The sequence below is a fragment of the Mycobacterium sp. NPDC049093 genome, assembly GCF_040704635.1.
Classification (GTDB): domain Bacteria; phylum Actinomycetota; class Actinomycetes; order Mycobacteriales; family Mycobacteriaceae; genus Mycobacterium.
In genome coordinates this window covers 101,997-119,598 of sequence record NZ_JBEZJS010000009.1, presented here as the reverse complement: position 1 = coordinate 119,598, position 17,602 = coordinate 101,997, and the positions used below count along the sequence as shown (strand labels likewise).

General features: G+C 66.9%; 18 protein-coding genes. 7 read left to right on the top strand and 11 right to left on the bottom strand.

What is annotated here, in order from left to right; all coding sequences use genetic code 11:
- Positions 1–4 precede the first annotated feature (4 nt).
- Positions 5–766, bottom strand: coding sequence for a type I methionyl aminopeptidase (gene map / locus AB0876_RS29645; protein WP_491842293.1), 762 nt, complete (start codon positions 764–766; stop codon positions 5–7).
- 69 nt (positions 767–835) lie between these two features.
- Between map and AB0876_RS29640 the strand changes: the two genes are divergently transcribed.
- From AB0876_RS29640 to AB0876_RS29630, 3 genes are read left to right on the top strand one after another with little or no spacing between them, the layout of a single operon-like run.
- Positions 836–1,096 (top strand): helix-turn-helix domain-containing protein, encoded by a 261-nt coding sequence (locus tag AB0876_RS29640; RefSeq protein WP_491842292.1) that lies wholly within the window; start codon positions 836–838, stop codon positions 1,094–1,096.
- A gap of 38 nt (positions 1,097–1,134) precedes the next feature.
- Positions 1,135–1,905, top strand: coding sequence for an SAM-dependent methyltransferase (locus AB0876_RS29635; protein WP_526043681.1), 771 nt, complete (start codon positions 1,135–1,137; stop codon positions 1,903–1,905).
- A gap of 36 nt (positions 1,906–1,941) precedes the next feature.
- Entirely contained in the window at positions 1,942–2,766 is an 825-nt protein-coding gene (locus AB0876_RS29630; protein ID WP_064960400.1) for an SDR family NAD(P)-dependent oxidoreductase, read from the top strand.
- 20 nt (positions 2,767–2,786) lie between these two features.
- Here the strand turns inward: AB0876_RS29630 and AB0876_RS29625 are convergent, their stop codons facing one another.
- Positions 2,787–3,629 carry a glycine betaine ABC transporter substrate-binding protein gene (locus tag AB0876_RS29625; protein WP_526043680.1) on the bottom strand — a complete coding sequence of 281 codons (843 nt, stop codon included), beginning with the start codon at positions 3,627–3,629 and terminating at the stop codon, positions 2,787–2,789.
- A gap of 8 nt (positions 3,630–3,637) precedes the next feature.
- A complete protein-coding gene (locus tag AB0876_RS29620; protein WP_491842289.1) occupies positions 3,638–4,849 on the bottom strand; it encodes an NAD(P)-dependent malic enzyme in 1,212 nt (403 codons plus the stop codon).
- 133 nt (positions 4,850–4,982) lie between these two features.
- Here AB0876_RS29620 and corA point away from each other — a divergent pair, with 133 nt between their 5' ends.
- The gene (corA, locus tag AB0876_RS29615; RefSeq protein ID WP_526043679.1) at positions 4,983–6,086 is read left to right on the top strand and encodes a magnesium/cobalt transporter CorA; all 1,104 of its coding nucleotides are present in this window, start codon (positions 4,983–4,985) and stop codon (positions 6,084–6,086) included.
- Here corA and AB0876_RS29610 read toward each other — a convergent pair.
- The 6 genes from AB0876_RS29610 to AB0876_RS29585 form a co-directional block, all read right to left on the bottom strand.
- Positions 6,083–6,694: a suppressor of fused domain protein gene (locus AB0876_RS29610; protein ID WP_491842287.1), complete on the bottom strand. Its 612-nt coding sequence runs from the start codon at positions 6,692–6,694 to the stop codon at positions 6,083–6,085. The two genes, corA and AB0876_RS29610, sit on opposite strands and share 4 nt — an antisense overlap.
- Positions 6,691–7,986: an ABC transporter ATP-binding protein gene (locus tag AB0876_RS29605; protein ID WP_526043678.1), complete on the bottom strand. Its 1,296-nt coding sequence runs from the start codon at positions 7,984–7,986 to the stop codon at positions 6,691–6,693. The genes AB0876_RS29610 and AB0876_RS29605 overlap by 4 nt, the downstream gene beginning before the upstream one ends.
- Positions 7,987–7,990: 4 nt before the next feature.
- Positions 7,991–8,815, bottom strand: a complete 825-nt coding sequence (locus AB0876_RS29600; RefSeq protein WP_448448516.1) for an ABC transporter permease subunit — start codon at positions 8,813–8,815, stop codon at positions 7,991–7,993.
- A gap of 40 nt (positions 8,816–8,855) precedes the next feature.
- On the bottom strand, positions 8,856–9,746 hold the full coding sequence (locus AB0876_RS29595) for a carbohydrate ABC transporter permease (protein ID WP_491842285.1): 891 nt from the start codon (positions 9,744–9,746) through the stop codon (positions 8,856–8,858).
- Entirely contained in the window at positions 9,743–11,140 is a 1,398-nt protein-coding gene (locus tag AB0876_RS29590; RefSeq protein WP_526043677.1) for an ABC transporter substrate-binding protein, read from the bottom strand. The genes AB0876_RS29595 and AB0876_RS29590 overlap by 4 nt, the downstream gene beginning before the upstream one ends.
- Before the next feature lie 181 nt (positions 11,141–11,321).
- The gene (locus AB0876_RS29585) at positions 11,322–11,828 is read right to left on the bottom strand and encodes a YflT domain-containing protein (protein ID WP_491842283.1); all 507 of its coding nucleotides are present in this window, start codon (positions 11,826–11,828) and stop codon (positions 11,322–11,324) included.
- Positions 11,829–11,955: 127 nt separating this feature from the next.
- Between AB0876_RS29585 and AB0876_RS29580 the strand changes: the two genes are divergently transcribed.
- Positions 11,956–12,636: a DUF4190 domain-containing protein gene (locus AB0876_RS29580; protein WP_526043676.1), complete on the top strand. Its 681-nt coding sequence runs from the start codon at positions 11,956–11,958 to the stop codon at positions 12,634–12,636.
- A 45-nt stretch (positions 12,637–12,681) separates the two neighbouring features.
- On the opposite strand, the gene AB0876_RS29575 is transcribed toward AB0876_RS29580, so the two are convergent.
- Together AB0876_RS29575 and tnpB are read right to left on the bottom strand one after the other, a co-directional pair.
- Positions 12,682–13,638: an HpcH/HpaI aldolase/citrate lyase family protein gene (locus AB0876_RS29575; RefSeq protein WP_491842281.1), complete on the bottom strand. Its 957-nt coding sequence runs from the start codon at positions 13,636–13,638 to the stop codon at positions 12,682–12,684.
- Between the two features lie 47 nt (positions 13,639–13,685).
- Positions 13,686–15,341, bottom strand: a complete 1,656-nt coding sequence (tnpB, locus tag AB0876_RS29570; RefSeq protein WP_491842280.1) for an IS607 family element RNA-guided endonuclease TnpB — start codon at positions 15,339–15,341, stop codon at positions 13,686–13,688.
- 312 nt (positions 15,342–15,653) lie between these two features.
- On the opposite strand from tnpB, the gene AB0876_RS29565 reads away from it, so the two are divergent.
- Positions 15,654–16,940 carry a magnesium transporter MgtE N-terminal domain-containing protein gene (locus AB0876_RS29565; protein WP_055116441.1) on the top strand — a complete coding sequence of 429 codons (1,287 nt, stop codon included), beginning with the start codon at positions 15,654–15,656 and terminating at the stop codon, positions 16,938–16,940.
- Entirely contained in the window at positions 16,937–17,482 is a 546-nt protein-coding gene (locus tag AB0876_RS29560; protein ID WP_526043675.1) for a DUF1003 domain-containing protein, read from the top strand. The genes AB0876_RS29565 and AB0876_RS29560 overlap by 4 nt, the downstream gene beginning before the upstream one ends.
- Positions 17,483–17,602: the final 120 nt, after the last annotated feature.

Here is a 17,602-nt window from a genome sequence, read left to right as displayed (position 1 = left end):
CGACTCAACACGTGAGTACCACCGGGCCCGATTCGGTGATCGCCACGGTGTTCTCGGTATGCGCGGTGCGGGAACCATCGGCGGATCGGATGGTCCAGCCGTCACGGTCGAAGACGATGCGGTCGGTGCCCGCGGCGAGCCACGGCTCGAGCGCCAGCGTCATTCCCGCCCGCAGCTTCATGCCGCGGCCGGGCTTGCCGCGGTTCGGGACATGCGGGTCCTCGTGCATGGTCCGGCCCAGCCCGTGCCCACCGAATTCGAGGTTGACCGGATATCCGTAATCGGCGGCGACGGCGCCGATGGCGGACGAGATGTCACCGAGCCGATTCCCTGGACGCGCAGCGGCGGTGCCGGCCTCCAGCGCCTCCTCGGTGGCCCGAACCAACCGTGCATCGGCTGCTGCCGGAGTCCCGACGATCACGGTGCGGGCCGCGTCGGCGACCCAGCCGTCGATGGACACCGCGAAGTCCATGGTGAGCACGTCGCCGTCGGCCAGCCGGTAGTCATGCGGAAGTCCGTGCAGCACAGCATCGTTGACCGAGAGGCAGATGACGTTGCGAAACGGGCCGCGACCGAATGACGGGTCGTAGTCCCAGTAACACGATTCGGCACCGCGGCGCTTGACCATGTCGCGGGCGTGCAGTTCGAGGTCGAGCAGGTTGACCCCGATATCCGCGAGCCCGCTCAACTCGGCGAGCACCTGGGCCACGAACCGTCCGGTGACCCGCATCTTCTCGATCTCGGCGGCGGTCTTCAGCTCGATCATGTCCACACTCTCCTCGGTATTTAAATACCAACACTAGCGGTATATAAATACCGGCGCTACCGTGGTGGCGTGGTCCGCACCCCGCTCACCCCCGCACAGATCGCAGCCGGTCGCCGGCTCGGCGAGACCCTGCGTACCGCCCGGGGCGCCCGCCCGCTCGACGAGGTCGCCACGCACGCCGGCATCTCCCCGGAGACGTTGCGCAAGATCGAGACCGGACGGCTCCCCTCCCCGGCGTTCGGCACGGTCGTCGGACTGAGCGATGCCCTGGGAATTCCGCTGGAAGCCCTGGCGGAAGTCTGGCGGCCGGTGCGCGCGGCCGCGTCGTAGCCCACCCGCTCCCAGCCGACCCGGTTACCGTGGGAGAAATGGACTCCCCCGACTACGGATTCGACGGCGATTACAACGCGGTGTCCGCGCCCGCCCAGGCCGCGATCGCCGGCGGTGCATTCACCGCCCTGCTGGTCGCGACGATCGTCAACATCGCCCGTGGTCGACGCCGAACCGCCTGTGTCACAGGCGCTTCCGCTGCACTTCTGGCGAGCACCGTTTCGTCGTTCGTGCACACCACCCGTCGCGGCAAGTTCGCAGTGTGGCGCGACATCCTCGATGGCCTGGCCCTGCGCGGCGATGAGACGCTGCTCGATCTCGGCTGCGGCCGCGGCGCGGTGCTGCATGCCGCGGCCAAACGACTGCCACGGGGACGCGCCCTCGGCGTCGATCTGTGGCGCGCCGATCAGACCGGCAACTCGCCGGAACAGACGCTGGCCAACGCCGCGGCCGAGGGCGTCGCCGATCGGGTCGAGGTGCACACCGGTGACATGACCGCCCTGCCCTTCGACGATGCCAGTGTCGACGTCATCGTCAGCAGCCTGGCCATCCACAACATCCCCGATCGGGCCGGGCGGTCCCGCGCCCTCGACGAAGCCGCCAGGGTGCTGCGCCCGGGCGGGCGGCTGGCCATCGCCGATATCTGGGAAACTCGGCGCCATTCCGAGCGTCTGCGCGCCAAGGGCTGGCAGCATGTGCAGCGACAGAATCTCGGCTGGCGGATGTGGTGGGGCGGCCCTTACGTCGGAACCCACCTGGTGACAGCGACCAAGCCGGCCGACACAACCGGGACCGCGGGTACCGGGTAATCTCGACGCAAGTCGAACGACACAAGGGAGTGTTCTATGGAGGGCTTCGCCGGAAAGGTCGCCGTCGTGACCGGCGCCGGATCAGGCATCGGACAGGCGCTGGCCATCGAACTCGGACGTTCCGGGGCCAAGGTGGCGATCTGCGACGTCGATACCGAGGGCCTCGCGGTCACGGAGGAGCGCCTCAAGGCGATCGGCGCCGAGGTGAAGACCGACCGGATCGACGTCACCGAGCGCGAGGCCTTCCTGCTCTACGCCGACGCGGTCAAGGAACACTTCGGCAAGGTCAACCAGATCTACAACAACGCAGGCATCGCGTTCACCGGCGACGTCGAGATCAGTCAGTTCAAGGACATCGAGCGGGTGATGGACGTGGACTTCTGGGGCGTCGTCAACGGCACCAAGGCCTTCCTGCCGCACCTGATCGAATCCGGCGACGGACACGTCATCAACGTCTCCAGCCTGTTCGGCATCTTCTCGGTTCCGGGTCAGGCCGCCTACAACTCGGCCAAGTTCGCGGTGCGCGGCTTCACCGAGGCCCTCCGTCAGGAGATGGCCCTGGCCAAGCATCCGGTCAAGGTGACCTGTGTGCACCCCGGCGGGATCAAGACCGCCATCGCCCGCAACGCCACCGCCGCCGAGGGACTGGATCAGAAGGCCCTCGCCGAGACCTTCGACCGGAAGCTCGCCAACACCACCCCGCAGCGCGCGGCCACGATCATCCTCGAAGCGGTGCGCAAGGACCGGGCACGAGTGCTCGTCGGCGCCGACGCCAAGGTCCTCGACGTCATCGTGCGGATCACCGGCTCGGCGTACCAGAAGCTGTTCGCAGGCGCGATGGGGCGGATGCTTCCCCGCTGACGCCGAGGGTTGCCGAGGGGCTAGTGGCCCAGCGGGTTGGACTGGAGAAATTCGTCGGCCACCGCGCCGGGATCCTTGCCCTCGGCGACCTGCCTGCGCATATCGGCCAGCGATCCGGTGTCCAGGACACCGGCGATCTCGTTGAGCGCCAGGACCTGGCGTTCGTTGAGTGTGTTGCGGCGATACAGCGGCACCACGTTCTCACCGCGGATCAGCGAAGTCTTGTCGGCCAGCACGGTCAGGTCCGACGGGATGGCCGGATCGGCCGTCGTCGACCAGGCCGCATTGACCTTCCCGCCGCGCAGTGCCGCGAACAGGCTCTTGCCGTCGGGGAATGTGACGGCCTTGGGCAGCGTGCACGTGCCGACGGCCTTGGGCACCTGCCCCTTGCCGACCGCACCCGGCCGGGCCTGGGCGCAGTTGCGGCGCAACGCGCTCAGATCGGTCCCGCCCCACGCCGTGGCGGTGGCCTCGGTGACCACCAGCGCTGGCTTGTCCTGTGCCGACATGGTGTAGTCGCCGGCCGCGACGCCTTCGGGCAGCGCCGAGACCAGGTCCCGGTAGACCTGCTCATCCGCGCGGGCCGTGGCGGCCGGATTGAGCTGCGTCAGGAACCGGCCGGTGAACCCCGGCTGCACGGTCACCGATCCCGAATCCAACACCCCGAGGGTGCCGTCGGTCTCGGTGACCACGGCCGGCGTGCCGTAATAACGCAGTGCCGCGGCGTACAGATGACCGAGCAGTGCCGACTCCGGCGCCGGCCCCGCCCCGACCGTGAGAGCGGCCGGGGCCGAGTGGCCACCGCAACCGGCAGACACCAAAACGAACAGCACCAACAGCGCCAACGCCCACGTGCGGCGCATTCGCGAACTCAGGATTCTGCGGTGTCAGCCGCCGCCGCGACCGCGGCCGCAACCGCGGGACCGACCCGCGGATCGAGCGCACTGGGCACGATGTGGTCGACCGCCAGATCGTCGCCCACGACCGAGAAGATCGCCTCGGCAGCCGCCACCTTCATCTTCTCGGTGATCCGGCGGGCCCCGGCGTCGAGCGCTCCGCGGAACACGCCCGGGAAGGCCAACACGTTGTTGATCTGGTTCGGGAAGTCGCTGCGTCCGGTCGCCACCACTGCGGCGTACTTGCGGGCCGCGTCCGGGTGGATCTCCGGGTCCGGGTTGGACAGCGCGAAGACGATGGAGTTGGGGGCCATCGTCGCGATGAGCTCCTCGGGCACGACGCCGGCCGACACCCCGAGGAACACGTCGGCGCCCTCGAGCGCCTCGGCGACCCCGCCGGTGAGCTTGCGCGGGTTGGTGCGCCCGGCCAGCTCGGCCTTGAAGGAATTGAGGTTGTCACGGCCCGAGTGCACGATGCCCTGCGAATCGAGCACGACGACGTCGGTGATGCCCTTGTTCAGCAGGATGTTGGCACACGCCACACCCGCTGCACCGGCGCCCGAGATGACCACGCGCAGTGCATGGATGTCACGCTCGAGGACCTTGGTGGCGCCCAGCAGCGCGGCCAGCACCACGATGGCGGTGCCGTGCTGGTCGTCGTGCATGACCGGGCAGTCCAGCGCCTCGATGACCCGGCGCTCGATCTCGAAGCACCGCGGCGCCGAGATGTCCTCCAGGTTCACCGCGCCGAAGGTCGGACGCAGCCGGATCAGGGTCTCGACGATCTCGTCGGGATCCTTGGTGTCCAGCACGATCGGGATCGAGTTCAGCCCGCCGAAGGACTTGAACAGCGCGCTCTTGCCCTCCATGACCGGCAGCGACGCGGCGGGGCCGATATCGCCGAGACCCAGCACCGCGGTGCCGTCGCTGACCACCGCGACCAGGCGGTTGGCCCAGGTGTACTTGGCGGCGAGCGTGTGATCCGTGGCGATCGCCCGGCTCACCTGGGCGACACCGGGGGTATAGGCGATCGACAGTGCACGCTGGGTGTCCAGCGGCTCCTTCAACTCGACCGAGAGCTTTCCGCCTTCATGAGCATCGAAGATCTCGGCGTCTTCGATGACAACTTGCGGGGTGCGCTCCGCTGACGAGCGCTCGGACGAGGAGGCGACTGTACTTTCCGACACGGCGCAAGGGTACTTCAATGCCAAATCTCACAGGGCCCGGTTCCCCGCTGGTGAGCGTTACTTAACAGTAACTACGCGTAGCATTCTCTGTGCTGATCAGGTAGCTGCACACCGCGCAGGAAGGTCGCAGATCATGCCCTCATTCCGCGCCTTGCCACCGGCCCTGCGCTCGACGGCAAGGACCCGCCCTGCCGACCCCGACGCCAAGACGATCCATGTCCCGGTGGCCCGGGCGATGGTGGACTGCGGTGTCTACTGCGGCGGTGACCGGCTGCCCGGCAAGTACACCCACGCCGCGGCGCTGAACAAGGTCCGCGAGTTGCAGAACGCGGGTCAGAAGGCATTCGTCTGGATCGGACTGCACGAACCCGACCAATTCCAGATGCAGTCGGTCGCAGACGTTTTCGGATTGCACGAGCTCGCGGTCGAGGACGCGGTGCACGCCCACCAGCGCCCCAAGCTCGAGCGGTACGACAAGACCTTGTTCCTGGTGCTCAAGACCATCAACTACGTCGAGCACGAGTCGGTCGCGCTGGCCCGCGAGATCGTCGAGACCGGCGAGATCATGATCTTCGTCGGGCCGGACTTCGTCGTCACCGTCCGCCACGGCGAGCACGGCGGACTGGCCGGCGTACGTAAACGGCTCGAATCCTCGCCCGCCACCCTGAAACTCGGACCGTTCGCGGTTATGCACGCGATCGCCGATCATGTGGTGGACAGCTACCTCGACGTGACCGATCTGATGGAAACCGACATCGACGCGATGGAGGAGGACATCTTCTCCCCCGGCACGCACACCAACATCGAAAGCATCTACCTGCTCAAGCGCGAAGTCGTCGAGATGCGCCGCGCGGTGGCCCCGTTGACCCTGGCCCTGGCCCGCCTGCTCACCGATCACAACGACCTGATCTCGGTCGAGGTGCGTAGGTACATGCGCGACGTGCACGACCACAATGTGCAGGCCTCCGACCGTGTCACGAGCTACGACGAGATGCTCAGCTCACTGGTGCAGGCCGCGCTCGGCAAGGTGGCCATGCAGCAGAACGTGGACATGCGCAAGATCTCCGCGTGGGTGGCGATCGCCGCGGTGCCGACCGCGATGGCCGGGATCTACGGGATGAACTTCGAGCACATGCCCGAATTGCAGTGGGCCTGGGGCTATCCCGCCGTGCTACTGGCCATGGCGCTGATCTGCTTCGCGTTGTATCGCACGTTCCGCCACAACGACTGGCTCTAGCTGGGGCTTGCTGCCCTCCTGGTCGGATCCAGCACGTCCACCCCATCGGTCTGCCACGCCTCCCGCATGGCGTCCGCACCCTTCAGGCGCACCCAGGCTGCCTCGGTGGCGGTGATCGGGGTGGCCGAGAGCACGGTCACCGGCGACAGTGGATCGGCCAGGGTCACCTCGCCGATATCGCTGGGGCCCAGCAGGAATGCGCTGAACGGTGCGGAGTCGAACAACTGCGTCTCCAGGTCGATGAGCGCATCGGCCTCCAGCACCAGACCTTCCACCGCGGGCGCGGCAGCCAGCACGGCCAGCGACCGGGCCAGCCCGCCCGGGGTCGGACCCCGCAGTGAGAGCACCACCTCGGCCCGGGGACCGTGGATCGGATCGGAGACCAGTTCGGTCGGATCGAACATCGGGTGGCGCGAACAGCCCACCGTCACATAGTGATACAGATCCTGTCCGCTTCCACCAGCGCGCAGGTCCGGGCCGAACCGCAGGACGTCGATGCGCTCGGTACCCAGGAAGGTGACGCTGGCACTGACGGGTTCCGCGGTAATGCCTGCCGCACCGAAGTATTCGCCCACGTGGGCGCGGACGGCAGCCAGGACGTCGATCACTCTGCTGTCGGTTCTCCGGCCGGCTCGGCCGACTCGGCGGATGTGGGTGCCTCGGATTCCTCGGCGGGCTCGGTCTCGGCGGGCCCGGTCTCAGCCTCCGCGGTGTCCTCGACAGGCTCGGTACGGGTCAGGTTCACCCCGGTCGCGGCGTCGAAGATCGCCAACTTCGAGGTGTCGAAGGCCAATTGGATCTGCTGGCCGCCCGCGGCCGTGGACTCGGCAGACACCCGGGCCACGAACTCATTGGCACCGGCGCCGGAATCCGCGGCCAACTCGGCAAGCTGCGCCGCCTCGGCGCCCGCACCCTCGATGGTGAAGTGCACGTACTTGTCGGCACCGAGCGACTCCACGATGTCGGCGCGCACCGGGAAGCTCAGGGCCCGGATCCGCGCGTAGCCGTCGAGCAGCGAAGCATCCTCGAGGTGCTCGGGCCGGATCCCGACGATGATGTTGTCCGGCTTGGGATGGCGCGCCACCTGATCGTGCACCTGCTGGGTCAGGGTGACATCGCCGAACGGCAGCCGCACTCCGACGTCGGTGAACGTGGCGGGGAAGAAATTCATCGCCGGTGATCCGATGAAGCCGGCCACAAACAGATTCGCCGGGTTGTTGTACAACTCGTCGGGCGTGCCGATCTGCTGAATCTCGCCCGCCAGCAACACCACAACCCGGTCGCCCAGGGTCATCGCCTCGGTCTGGTCGTGCGTGACGTAGACCGTGGTCGTGCCCAGCCGGCTCTGCAGTCGCGAGATCTCGGCGCGCATCTGCACACGCAGCTTGGCGTCCAGGTTGCTCAGCGGCTCATCCATCAGGAATGCTTTGGGGCGACGCACGATAGCCCGTCCCATCGCCACCCGCTGACGCTGCCCGCCCGACAACTGGGCCGGCTTGCGATCGAGCAGTTCGGTCAGGTCCAGGATCTTGGCGGTCTCGGCGACCTTGGCCTCGATCTCGTCCTTCTTGAGCTTGGCCAGGGTCAGTGGGAAGGCGATGTTCTGCCGCACCGTCATATGCGGGTAGAGCGCATAGGACTGGAACACCATCGCGATATCGCGGTCCTTGGGCGCCTTCTCGTTGACCCGCTCGCCACCGATGCGAAGCTCGCCCGACGAGATGTCCTCAAGCCCGGCAATCATGTTCAGCGTGGTGGACTTACCGCACCCTGAGGGCCCCACCAGGATGATGAACTCGCCGTCGGCGATGGTCATCGAGAACTCTTTGACGGCCTCTCTCGTGCCGCCCGCACCGTCGGGGTAACTCTTGGTGACCCGGTCCAACACAATTTCGGCCATCCAATTACCCCTTTACCGCACCGGATGTCAGGCCAGCGACGATCCGCCGCTGGAAGATGAGAACAAAGATAATGATCGGGATCGTGATGACCATCGCACCCGCCGCGATCGACCCGGTGGGTTCCTCGAACTGGGAACTGCCGGTGAAGTTCGCGATCGCCACCGGCGCGGTGATCGCCCGCTCGGTCGCGGTCAGCGACAGCGCCAAGAGCAGGTCGTTCCACGCGAAGATGAACACCAGGATGGCCGCTGTGACGATGCCCGGCGCCGCCAACGGAGCGATCACCTTGCGGAAGGCCTGCGCCGGGGTGGCCCCATCCATCTTCGCGGCCTTCTCCAGATCCCAAGGGATCTCCCGGAAGAACGCCGAGAGCGTGTAGATCGCCAACGGCAGCGCGAAGGTGATGTAGGGAATGATCAGCCCCGGCCAGGTGTCGAACAGGCCGATACTGCGCCACAGGTTGAAGATCGGGGTCACCAGCGAGATCTGCGGGAACATCGCGATCAGCAGCGCAACCCCCACCAACAACTTCTTGCCGGGGAAGTCCAGTCGGGCCACCGCGTAGGCCGCCATGCCGCCGATGGTCACCGCGATCACCGTGGTGATCAGGCCGATGCCGATCGAGTTGATCAACGCCGAGGTGAAGATGTTCCCGGTGAAGATGCCCTTGTAGTTGTCGAACGTGATCTGCGACGGAATCAGCTTGCCGTCCTTGACACTCGACGTCGGCTTCAACGACAGCGACAGAATCCACAAGACCGGTATCAACGCGTAGAGCACCACCAAGATGTTTACGACCGTCCACCCGGTCGCGCGCCGCGCACCCACTCGCTCGCTCATCGGTGTCCTCCGCTCTTCGCGCAAGCGCTCATCGGCCCTCCGCCTCTGCACCGGGAGCCGACGCACCGAACAGCTTGATGAAGATGAACGCGATGACCGCCACCGACAGGAAGATCAACACGCTGATGGCCGAACCCAATCCGAGGTTGAACGCCTTGAACAGGTTGTCATACCCCAGGATCGACACCGACCCGGTGCTGTTGGCTCCTCCGGTCAACACATAGATGTTGTCGAAGATCCGGAAGGCGTCCAGGGTGCGGAACAACAGGGCGACCAGGATGGCCGGTTTGATCAGCGGCAGAATAATTTTCACCAACCGCGTCCACGCTCCGGCCCCGTCGACCTCGGCGGCGTTGAGCAGATCCTGCGGCACCAGCGCCAGCCCGGCCAGCAGCAGCAGAGCCATGAAGGGCGTGGTCTTCCACACTTCGGCCAGCACGATGATGGCCAGCGAGGGCAACTGTTCGGTCAACGGTGCGCTGCCGTCGGGCAGCAGGTTGGCGAGATACCCGGTGCCGGGCGTCCAGGCGTAGTACCAGCTGTAGGAGGCTGCCACCGTCACGATCCCGTAGGGAATCAACACCGCGGTGCGGACCACGCCCTTGCCGAAGATGGTGCGGTGCATGACCAGTGCCAGCGCCATGCCGAGGACGAACTCGATCGTCACCGAGACGATGGTGATCGCCAGGGTCACCACGAACGCGGTCCACCAGTACCGGTCGGTCAGGATGGTCTGATAGTTGGCGAACCCGACAAAGGCGGTGTCGTCGGGGGCGGCCAGGTTGTAGCGCTGCAGGCTCAGCCACACCGCGTAACCGATCGGATACGCGGTGACCGCGATCATCAGGATCACCGCGGGCGCGATCAGCGCGAACGCCAGCTTGCGTTCGGAGGCGCGGTTGTCGGTGCGGGTGGTCACGGGATCAGCCCCTTGCCGTCGATGGCCTTCTGCACCTGTTCGGTCAGCTCATCGGCGGTGCGCTCCGGATCGATGTCGGTGATCGGGGCCAGGGTGGCCGAAATGCGGGTGGACACAGCCTGATAGACCGGGGTCGCGGGCCGCACCGCGGCGTTGGTCAACTGCTCGCGGATGACGGCGTACTGCGGGTACTTGGCCTGGAACGCCGGGTCGTCGTACAGCGACTCCCGCACCGCGGGCAGACCGCCTTCGACCGAGGTGTAGCGCTGGTTCTCGACATTGCGCAGGCAGCGGATGGCTTCGAAGGCCTCGGCCTTGTGCCTGCTGGTCTTGGCCACTGCGAGGTTCAGCCCGCCGATGGTCACCTTTGCCGGCTCACCCTCGGACACCCCCGGGTAGTTCGCGAAGCCGAACACGTCTTTGCTGGCCTCATAGGCCGACTCGAACTGTTCGTCGGTCGGCGAGAAGGTGCCGAGATCGTTGATGGCGCCGGTCAGGTCGGCACGTTTGTCGAGGGGAAGGAAGTTCACCCCACCCTTGACGGCGTTCTCCAGCAGTGAGGGCAGCACGAACGGCCAGTTGACTTCGAGCGCGGCCTTGCCCTGTTCGAGGGCAAGTCGGGCTGTCCCCTCATCGGTCTGGGTCACCGAGGGATCGGCGCCGGGCGCGGTGGCAACCGATTTGATGATCTGCAGCGCCTTGACCGTCGCCGCGCGATGTTCCGGGGTGTCGGTCAGCGTGACGGTCTTGCCGTCCTCGGAGAGCACCTGGCCGCCGGCACTGGCCAGCAGGGTGTTGAACCACACCACCAGGCCCTCGTACTGCTTGGCCTGCACCGCAATCCAACTGGGCTTGCCCGCCGCGTGCAGTCGCGAAGCCTCGGCGACCATGCCGTCCCAGGTGGACGGCGGCCCGTCCATCAAATCGGCGCGGTACCACAGTAATTGGGTATTGGTAGTGATCGGTGAGGCGTACAACTTTCCTTGCCACCGGGCCGTCTCCAGCGGTCCGGGCAGGGTGTTCGATTCCGCGTCGGACTCGGCTTCACCGGCCGGGTCCTCGGACAGTGGCACGGCCCAGCCGGCCTCGGCGAACTCTGCCGTCCAGACCACGTCGAGCGCCATGATGTCGAGGGTCTTGTCGTTACCGGTCAGCCGCCGGGCAAGCTGCAACCGTTGGTCGTCAGCGCCTTTCGGCAAACTCACCTGCTTGATGGTGAAACGGTCGCCGAGTTCGGCATTGCAGCGTTTGGCCACGGCGGTGAAAGTCGCCATCTCGTTGGCCGGGGTGTAGTAGTTGATGACGATCCCGTCATCGCCTTTACCACAAGCCGACACCACCGAGGCCGTCGTCAACGCGGCCACTGCCGCAGCACATAGCCGCCGAGCGCGCACCGCTCTGCCTCCCGTCCGAGTCATCTCTCGCCGCCGGAGCGGCCCCCACGACGCCGGAGCGGCTCCCGCGCGCAAACCGTAGAGCCATGCCCGCATATGTGCAACAGTGCCGGGCGCGCCGCGTCACAATCGTGACCTGCGGAACTTTGCCACCGCACCCCCGCCCTTGAGGCGTCGCGGGTCAGATCGTCAAGCGGGCCAGCAGATCTCGACCCTGCTCGGCGCCCTGCGGGTCGCACAGCACGTCATAGCGGCCGGCGACCAGCTGCATCGTCGAACTGAAATCTCTTGTGCCGCGAGCCATCGCGTACGGGATCGCCGAGGTGATCAAGCCGAAGAAGACGCCGGCGACCAGACCGGTGAGCAGCGCGCTCCACGGGTTGGGGCTGAAGAAACCGAGGATCAGGCCGATGAACAGGCCGAGCCAGGCACCGGACAACACACCGCCGCCGAGCACCTTGGGCCAGTTCAGCCGGCCGGTGACCCGCTCAACCTGCATGAGATCCACCCCGACGATCGTCACCTGCTGCACGGGGAACTGTTGGTCGGACAGGTAGTCGACGGCACGCTGGGCCTCCGCGTATGTCGGGTAGGAGCCGATCGGCCAGCCTTTGGGCGGCGTCGGCAACGCGCCGCGCGCCGTGGGCGCGGCGCCGGGTGTCTGACCGGACTGAAATGGGCTCGTCATCGAACTTCACTCTCCTCCGCACCGCCTGCTCGGCGGCTGCTCTCGTTACAGCAACGCCCTCGCACCGGAATTGGTGCCGGAGTCACGCCCCCCTTGGCGTCATTGTCCGTGCGCTAGGTTGATCAGCATGACAAACGCGGACGGCAACGCGGGCGAAACGCCGCCATCCGACTCCGGCTCCCAGCCGTCTGAACTGTCGTCCAGCGGCTACGAAGCACCTTCGATCGAGCACTCTCAGGATCGGCCGGATACCGGCGTGGCGCAACCTTCGTACGAGTTCGCGCCCCCGCCCCCCGGCCCCGGCCCCGGCCCGCCTTACCCGCCTGCGATCGACTACCCCGCCGACATTCCGTACGACTATCCGCCACCGCCTGGTCTGCCGCCGTCATTGCCGGGTGGCTCCAGCTATCCCCCGCCGCTGCCCGGATATCCACCACCGCCGCCGGGTTACGCAACACCGGGTGGCTACCCCGTCGGCGTGTCCGGCTACCCCGGATACCCGGGCGGTTACGGGATGCCACCGGCCAACCCCACCAACAGCATGGCGATCGGATCACTGGTCGCATCGGCCCTGTCGCTGATCATGTTCTTCGCTTGCGGGGTCGGACTGCTCGCCGCGCTGGTCGGTATCGGTCTCGGGGTCGTCGCGCTCAATCAGATCAAGCAGAGTGCCCAGTCGGGCTACGGTCCGCAGGTCGAGCAACCGGGCCGCGGCCTGGCGATCGCCGGCATCGCTGTCGGCGCCCTCGGCGCCCTGTTCAACGGCCTCTGGCTGCTGTTCTTCATCGGCGCCGCCTTCGGCTCGTAGCCCGGCTTGCTGCGCCAAATCCGGTACAGCACAGCAAGATCCGGCCTAACGCGGCGGACGGAACGGGTCGGCCAGCCGGTTCATCCCCGCCGCCCGCCCCTTGCCCGCGATCACCAGCGCCATCTTGCGGCTGGCCTCGTCGATCATCTCGTCGCCGAGCATCACCGCACCCCTGGACCCGCCGGCCTGCGAGGTGTGCCACTCGTAGGCGTCCAGGATCAGCTCGGCGTGATCGTAATCGGCCTGGCGCGGGCTGAAGATCTCGTTGCCCGCCTCGATCTGGTCCGGGTGCAGCACCCACTTGCCGTCGTAACCCAGGGCCGCTGAGCGCCCGGCCACCCGGCGGAACCCGTCGACGTCACGCACCTTCACATACGGCCCGTCGATCGCGTTGATCCCGCGACTGCGCGCCGCGATCAGGATCCGCATCAGGACATGGTGGTGGGCGTCGCCGATGTCGTACCCGTCGGGTTGCCCGCCGACCTCCAGAGTGCGCATGTTGAGGCTGGCCGCCATGTCACCGGGGCCGAGCACCAGCGCCCGCACCCGCGGGCCTGCGGCGATCGCGTCGACATTGGTCAGTCCCTGCGCGTTCTCGATCTGCGCCTCGATCCCGATCCGGCCGGGTTCGAGCCCGTGGGTGACCTCCAGCTGCGACAGCAGCAGGTCCAGCGCCTGAACATGGGCCACCTCGGTCACCTTGGGCAACACGATCAGGTCCAGCACCGCGCCTGCCGTGGACACCACCTCGATCACGTCGGCGTAGGTCCACGGGGTGGTCCAGTCGTTGACCCGTACCCCACGCAGCTGTCCGGCCCAGCCGTCACCGGCCAACGCCGCCGCCACCTGTGTGCGGGCCGACGCCTTGGCCTCGGGGGCCACCGCGTCCTCAAGATCGAGGAACACCTCGTCAGCAGGCAGAGCCTTGGCCTTCTCGATCATCTTCAGGCTGCTGCCCGGAACCGAGAGGCACGTTCTGCGGGGTCGATACGTGTTCTCCACGACCACAGTCTCTACCGTTTGCCGTTGAGTGTGTTTTGGCGACACGCTCATGCGGCGTCCCCTTGCGGGGTTTGGGTTCTGGCCTCGCCGCGTCCGGCCTCACCAGGGTGGGGTCTTATGGATGCTCCGCCGGCGCCGGATGATCCGGCGTCCGCGCCATGGCCTGTACCAACCACCGGGGTGGTCGGCCCGGGTACCGATGGGGCCGTGGTCCCGACTGGACCACAACTGGCAAATTCCGGCCAGTCACGGAGATTCAAGGCAGCGTTGCGATCCCGATCAACCACCTCGCCGGTGTGCGGGCACACCAACAACTTGTTGATACGCCCCATGCCGACCAGGCGGCACGGGCTGCCGTCGGGTGCGATATGACCGTGGTGGAGCTGGCTCGAGGGAAACCAGCGGTCCGCCTTGGTCAGGGTGCTGCCATTTTTGGTGGTTTTGTAGGTCAGCATCGGCGCGACCGCCCCCATCGCCGCATCAGACACGGCGCGCCGGAAGGCGCGTCGGCCCATGCTGCGTTTCATCGCGGCCACATCAAGATCCTCGATCACGAGGTGGCCGTAGCTGCTCGCCAGCTCCGTCGTGAGCTGATGGGCAGCTTCCCGCCGCAGATGCACGCATCGCCGGTCTAGACGGGACAGCTTGGCTTTCGCTGCCCGGTGACCGCGCGATCCGGGGATACGGCGGGAAAGTTCACGCCCCACCCGCCGCCGCTGTGACAGCGTGGCTTTGAGCGGGGCCGGATTCTCATACTCGATCAGTGTTTCGGCGCCGGTGACGCTGTCGATCGTGGCCACGGTGGCCAGGGTGCGCACGCCGAGATCCACCCCGGCGACAACCGTTGGGTGGGACACCGTACGTGGCGTGGTGGGGGTGCGCAGGGCGTAGCTGATCGACACGTACAACCGCCCCCACCGCTGCGACACAGTCATGTTCACGATCCGGGCCCGCCCCGAGGCGAGAGGGCGCTGCACGCGGCGGGTGTTCTCCTTCGATCGGAACCCACCAATCACCGGCACCGTGATCGTGCGCCGATCAGCCTCGACCCGCATGGTGCCGGTGCTGAACCGCACTCGATCCCTATCCCGCCGCACGGACTTGAACCGGGGGAAACCCACCCGCTTGCCGTGACGTTTCCCCTTACGGCCGGCGTCCCAATTACCCAGCGCCCGGGCCAAATCCGCCAGCCCCGACGAGTATGCCTCTTTCGAATTTTCCGCCCACCACGGCGCCACCCCGTCCTTCACACGGTTCCAGGCCTTGCGCAGCGAACCCAGATCCCACCCAAGCGATACATGGTCGGGGTCAACTGTTTTGGCGTCCAGATCGGCTTTCACCTGGGCCAGGCCCCAGTTGAACGCGAATCGCCGGGCCCCGAAATGCGAGCGCACCAGCCCAGCCCGCTCAGGATCGGTTGGCCATTCCACTTCGAATTTCGCCCCGGTCATCACCCACCCGGTCGGCACCGCCTCACCCGGTGAACCCGTGGCCGCGTAGCCGTCGGCGTCGCCGTTGAAAAGCTTGAACAGTACCGAGACGGACTCCACCCCAGCCCGGTGCGATTCGAAATCAGCGCCAACATCCACGTACCGAGACAACGTCGGTGTCCCATCACGGTTCGGTCTACCCGCCAGATGCGCACCACCAGTGATCCCGGCCACCGTCGCGGCCTGCTGACGCGTACGCATCCCGACAATCATGACGCCCGACCCGATCCAGCAGCGGCCGTCGTCGCGACCATCAGGGCAGGCGCCGACCTTCGCTGTCCGATCAACCAGGCACCATGCCGCATGTCGATCACCCTGCCACCACGCTCCGACAAAAACGCGCGGCTCGGCTCATCGTAGGAACTAAACCCGGGGAGTTCAGGCCGCCGGGATCGGGGCATCCACCAACCTCGACGCAACCCTTTTTCGTATGCGATCCCGACCAATCGGCCAGACGCACAGCCCCCACGTACCCGTGCACACTCAAATGCACTCCACCAGCAGCAGTTGGCTACCCTTTCACTCATGGCGGCGGTGAACAGGGTCTACGCGGCCCGGCTGGCGGGGATGGTCGTGCTGGGCCCCGACGGGGAGTCCATCGGCCGTGTCCGCGACGTGGTGATCAGCATCAGCATCGTCCGCCAGCAGCCGCGCGTTCTCGGCCTGGTGGTCGAATTGCTCACCCGACGAAGGATTTTCGTTCCGATTCTGCGGGTCACGGCGATCGAACCCGGTTCGGTGACGCTGGCCACCGGTAGCGTGTCGCTGCGCCGGTTCGCCCAGCGACCCGGCGAGGTGCTGGTTCTGGGCCAGGTGCTCGAGACCCGGGTACGGGTCGACGATCCCGATCTGGAGCAACTGGCCGGAATCGACGTCGTGGTAGTCGATCTGGGCATCGAGCAGACCCGCACCCGCGACTGGGTGGTGACCCGGGTCGCGGTGCGGCCGCAACGACGCCTGGGGCGGCGCACCAACATCCACGTCGTCGAGTGGCAGAACGTTCACGGCCTGACCCCGTCCGGCCTGGCGATGCCCGACCAGGGCGTGGCTTCGCTGCTCGAGCAGTTCGAGGGGCAACGACCGATCGAGGTGGCCGAGGCCCTCCGCGAACTGCCGACCAAACGGCGCTACGAGCTGTACCGGGCGTTCGACGACGAGCGGCTGGCCGACGTGTTGCAGGAGCTCCCCGAGGATGAGCAGGCCGCGGTGCTGCGCCAGCTGAACACCGAACGCGCCGCCGACGTCCTGGAGGCGATGGACCCGGACGACGCCGCCGACGTGCTGGGTTCGATGACCCCGGCCGATGCCGAGACCCTGCTGCGCAAGATGGACCCGGAGGATTCCGAGGATGTGCGACGGCTGCTGGCCCACTCGCCCGACACCGCAGGTGGTCTGATGACCAGCGAACCGGTGGTCCTGGCGCCCGACACCACCGTTGCCGAGGCGTTGGCGCGGATCCGCGATCCCGATCTCACGCCGGCCCTGGCGTCGATGGTCTTCGTCACCAGGCCCCCCAGCGCCACCCCGACCGGGCAGTACCTGGGGTGTGTTCACCTGCAGCGGTTGCTGCGCGAACCGCCCGCAGCCCTGGTCAGCGGCATCGCCGATACCGATCTGCCCAGCCTGAGCCCGGCCGACTCACTGGCCGCGGTGACCCGCTACTTCGCCGCGTACAACCTGGTGTGCGGCCCGGTGGTCGATGAGGAGAACCACCTGCTGGGGGCGGTGTCGGTCGACGACGTGCTCGACCACATGCTGCCCGACGACTGGCGTGAACGAGACGAGCCCGAGCTCCCGGTGGCGGGCTCATGAGCGAAACGTCTGCGCGTCAGCGGCTGGACACCCCGCGCGCGACCCGGGGCTTCGGGCTGCACGTCGACATCGAGGCGGTGGGCGCGTTCAGCGAGTCGATCGCGCGTTTCCTCGGCACCGGGCGCTACCTGGCCATTCAGACCATCGTCGTGCTGGTCTGGATCGCGCTGAACATCGGTGTCTTCACCTTCCAGTGGGATCCGTACCCGTTCATCCTGCTCAACCTGGCTTTCTCGACTCAGGCCGCGTATGCCGCCCCGCTCATTTTGCTGGCCCAGAACCGGCAGGAGAACCGGGACCGCGTCTCCCTCGAGGAAGACCGACGCCGGGCCGAACAGACCAAGGCCGACACCGAGTACCTGGCCAGGGAACTGGCGTCGCTGCGACTGGCCGTCGGCGAGGTCGCCACCCGCGACTACCTGCGTCGCGAGTTGGAAGAACTGCGTGACCTGATCACCGAGATCACCTTGCCTGCCGACGGCGACCGGGCAAACCCGAGCAAATCCGACGGCGGGGAGCGCCGGGCCAAACGCGGTGGTTGATCTCGCTGTCGACCATTGTCGTAACAACGGAAACCGGGACTATGTATGGTGACTTGGTTCACAACATGGTATTTGGCCAAAGCTGACCTAAGGACAGGCAATTGCGCGTAGGGGGAGGAG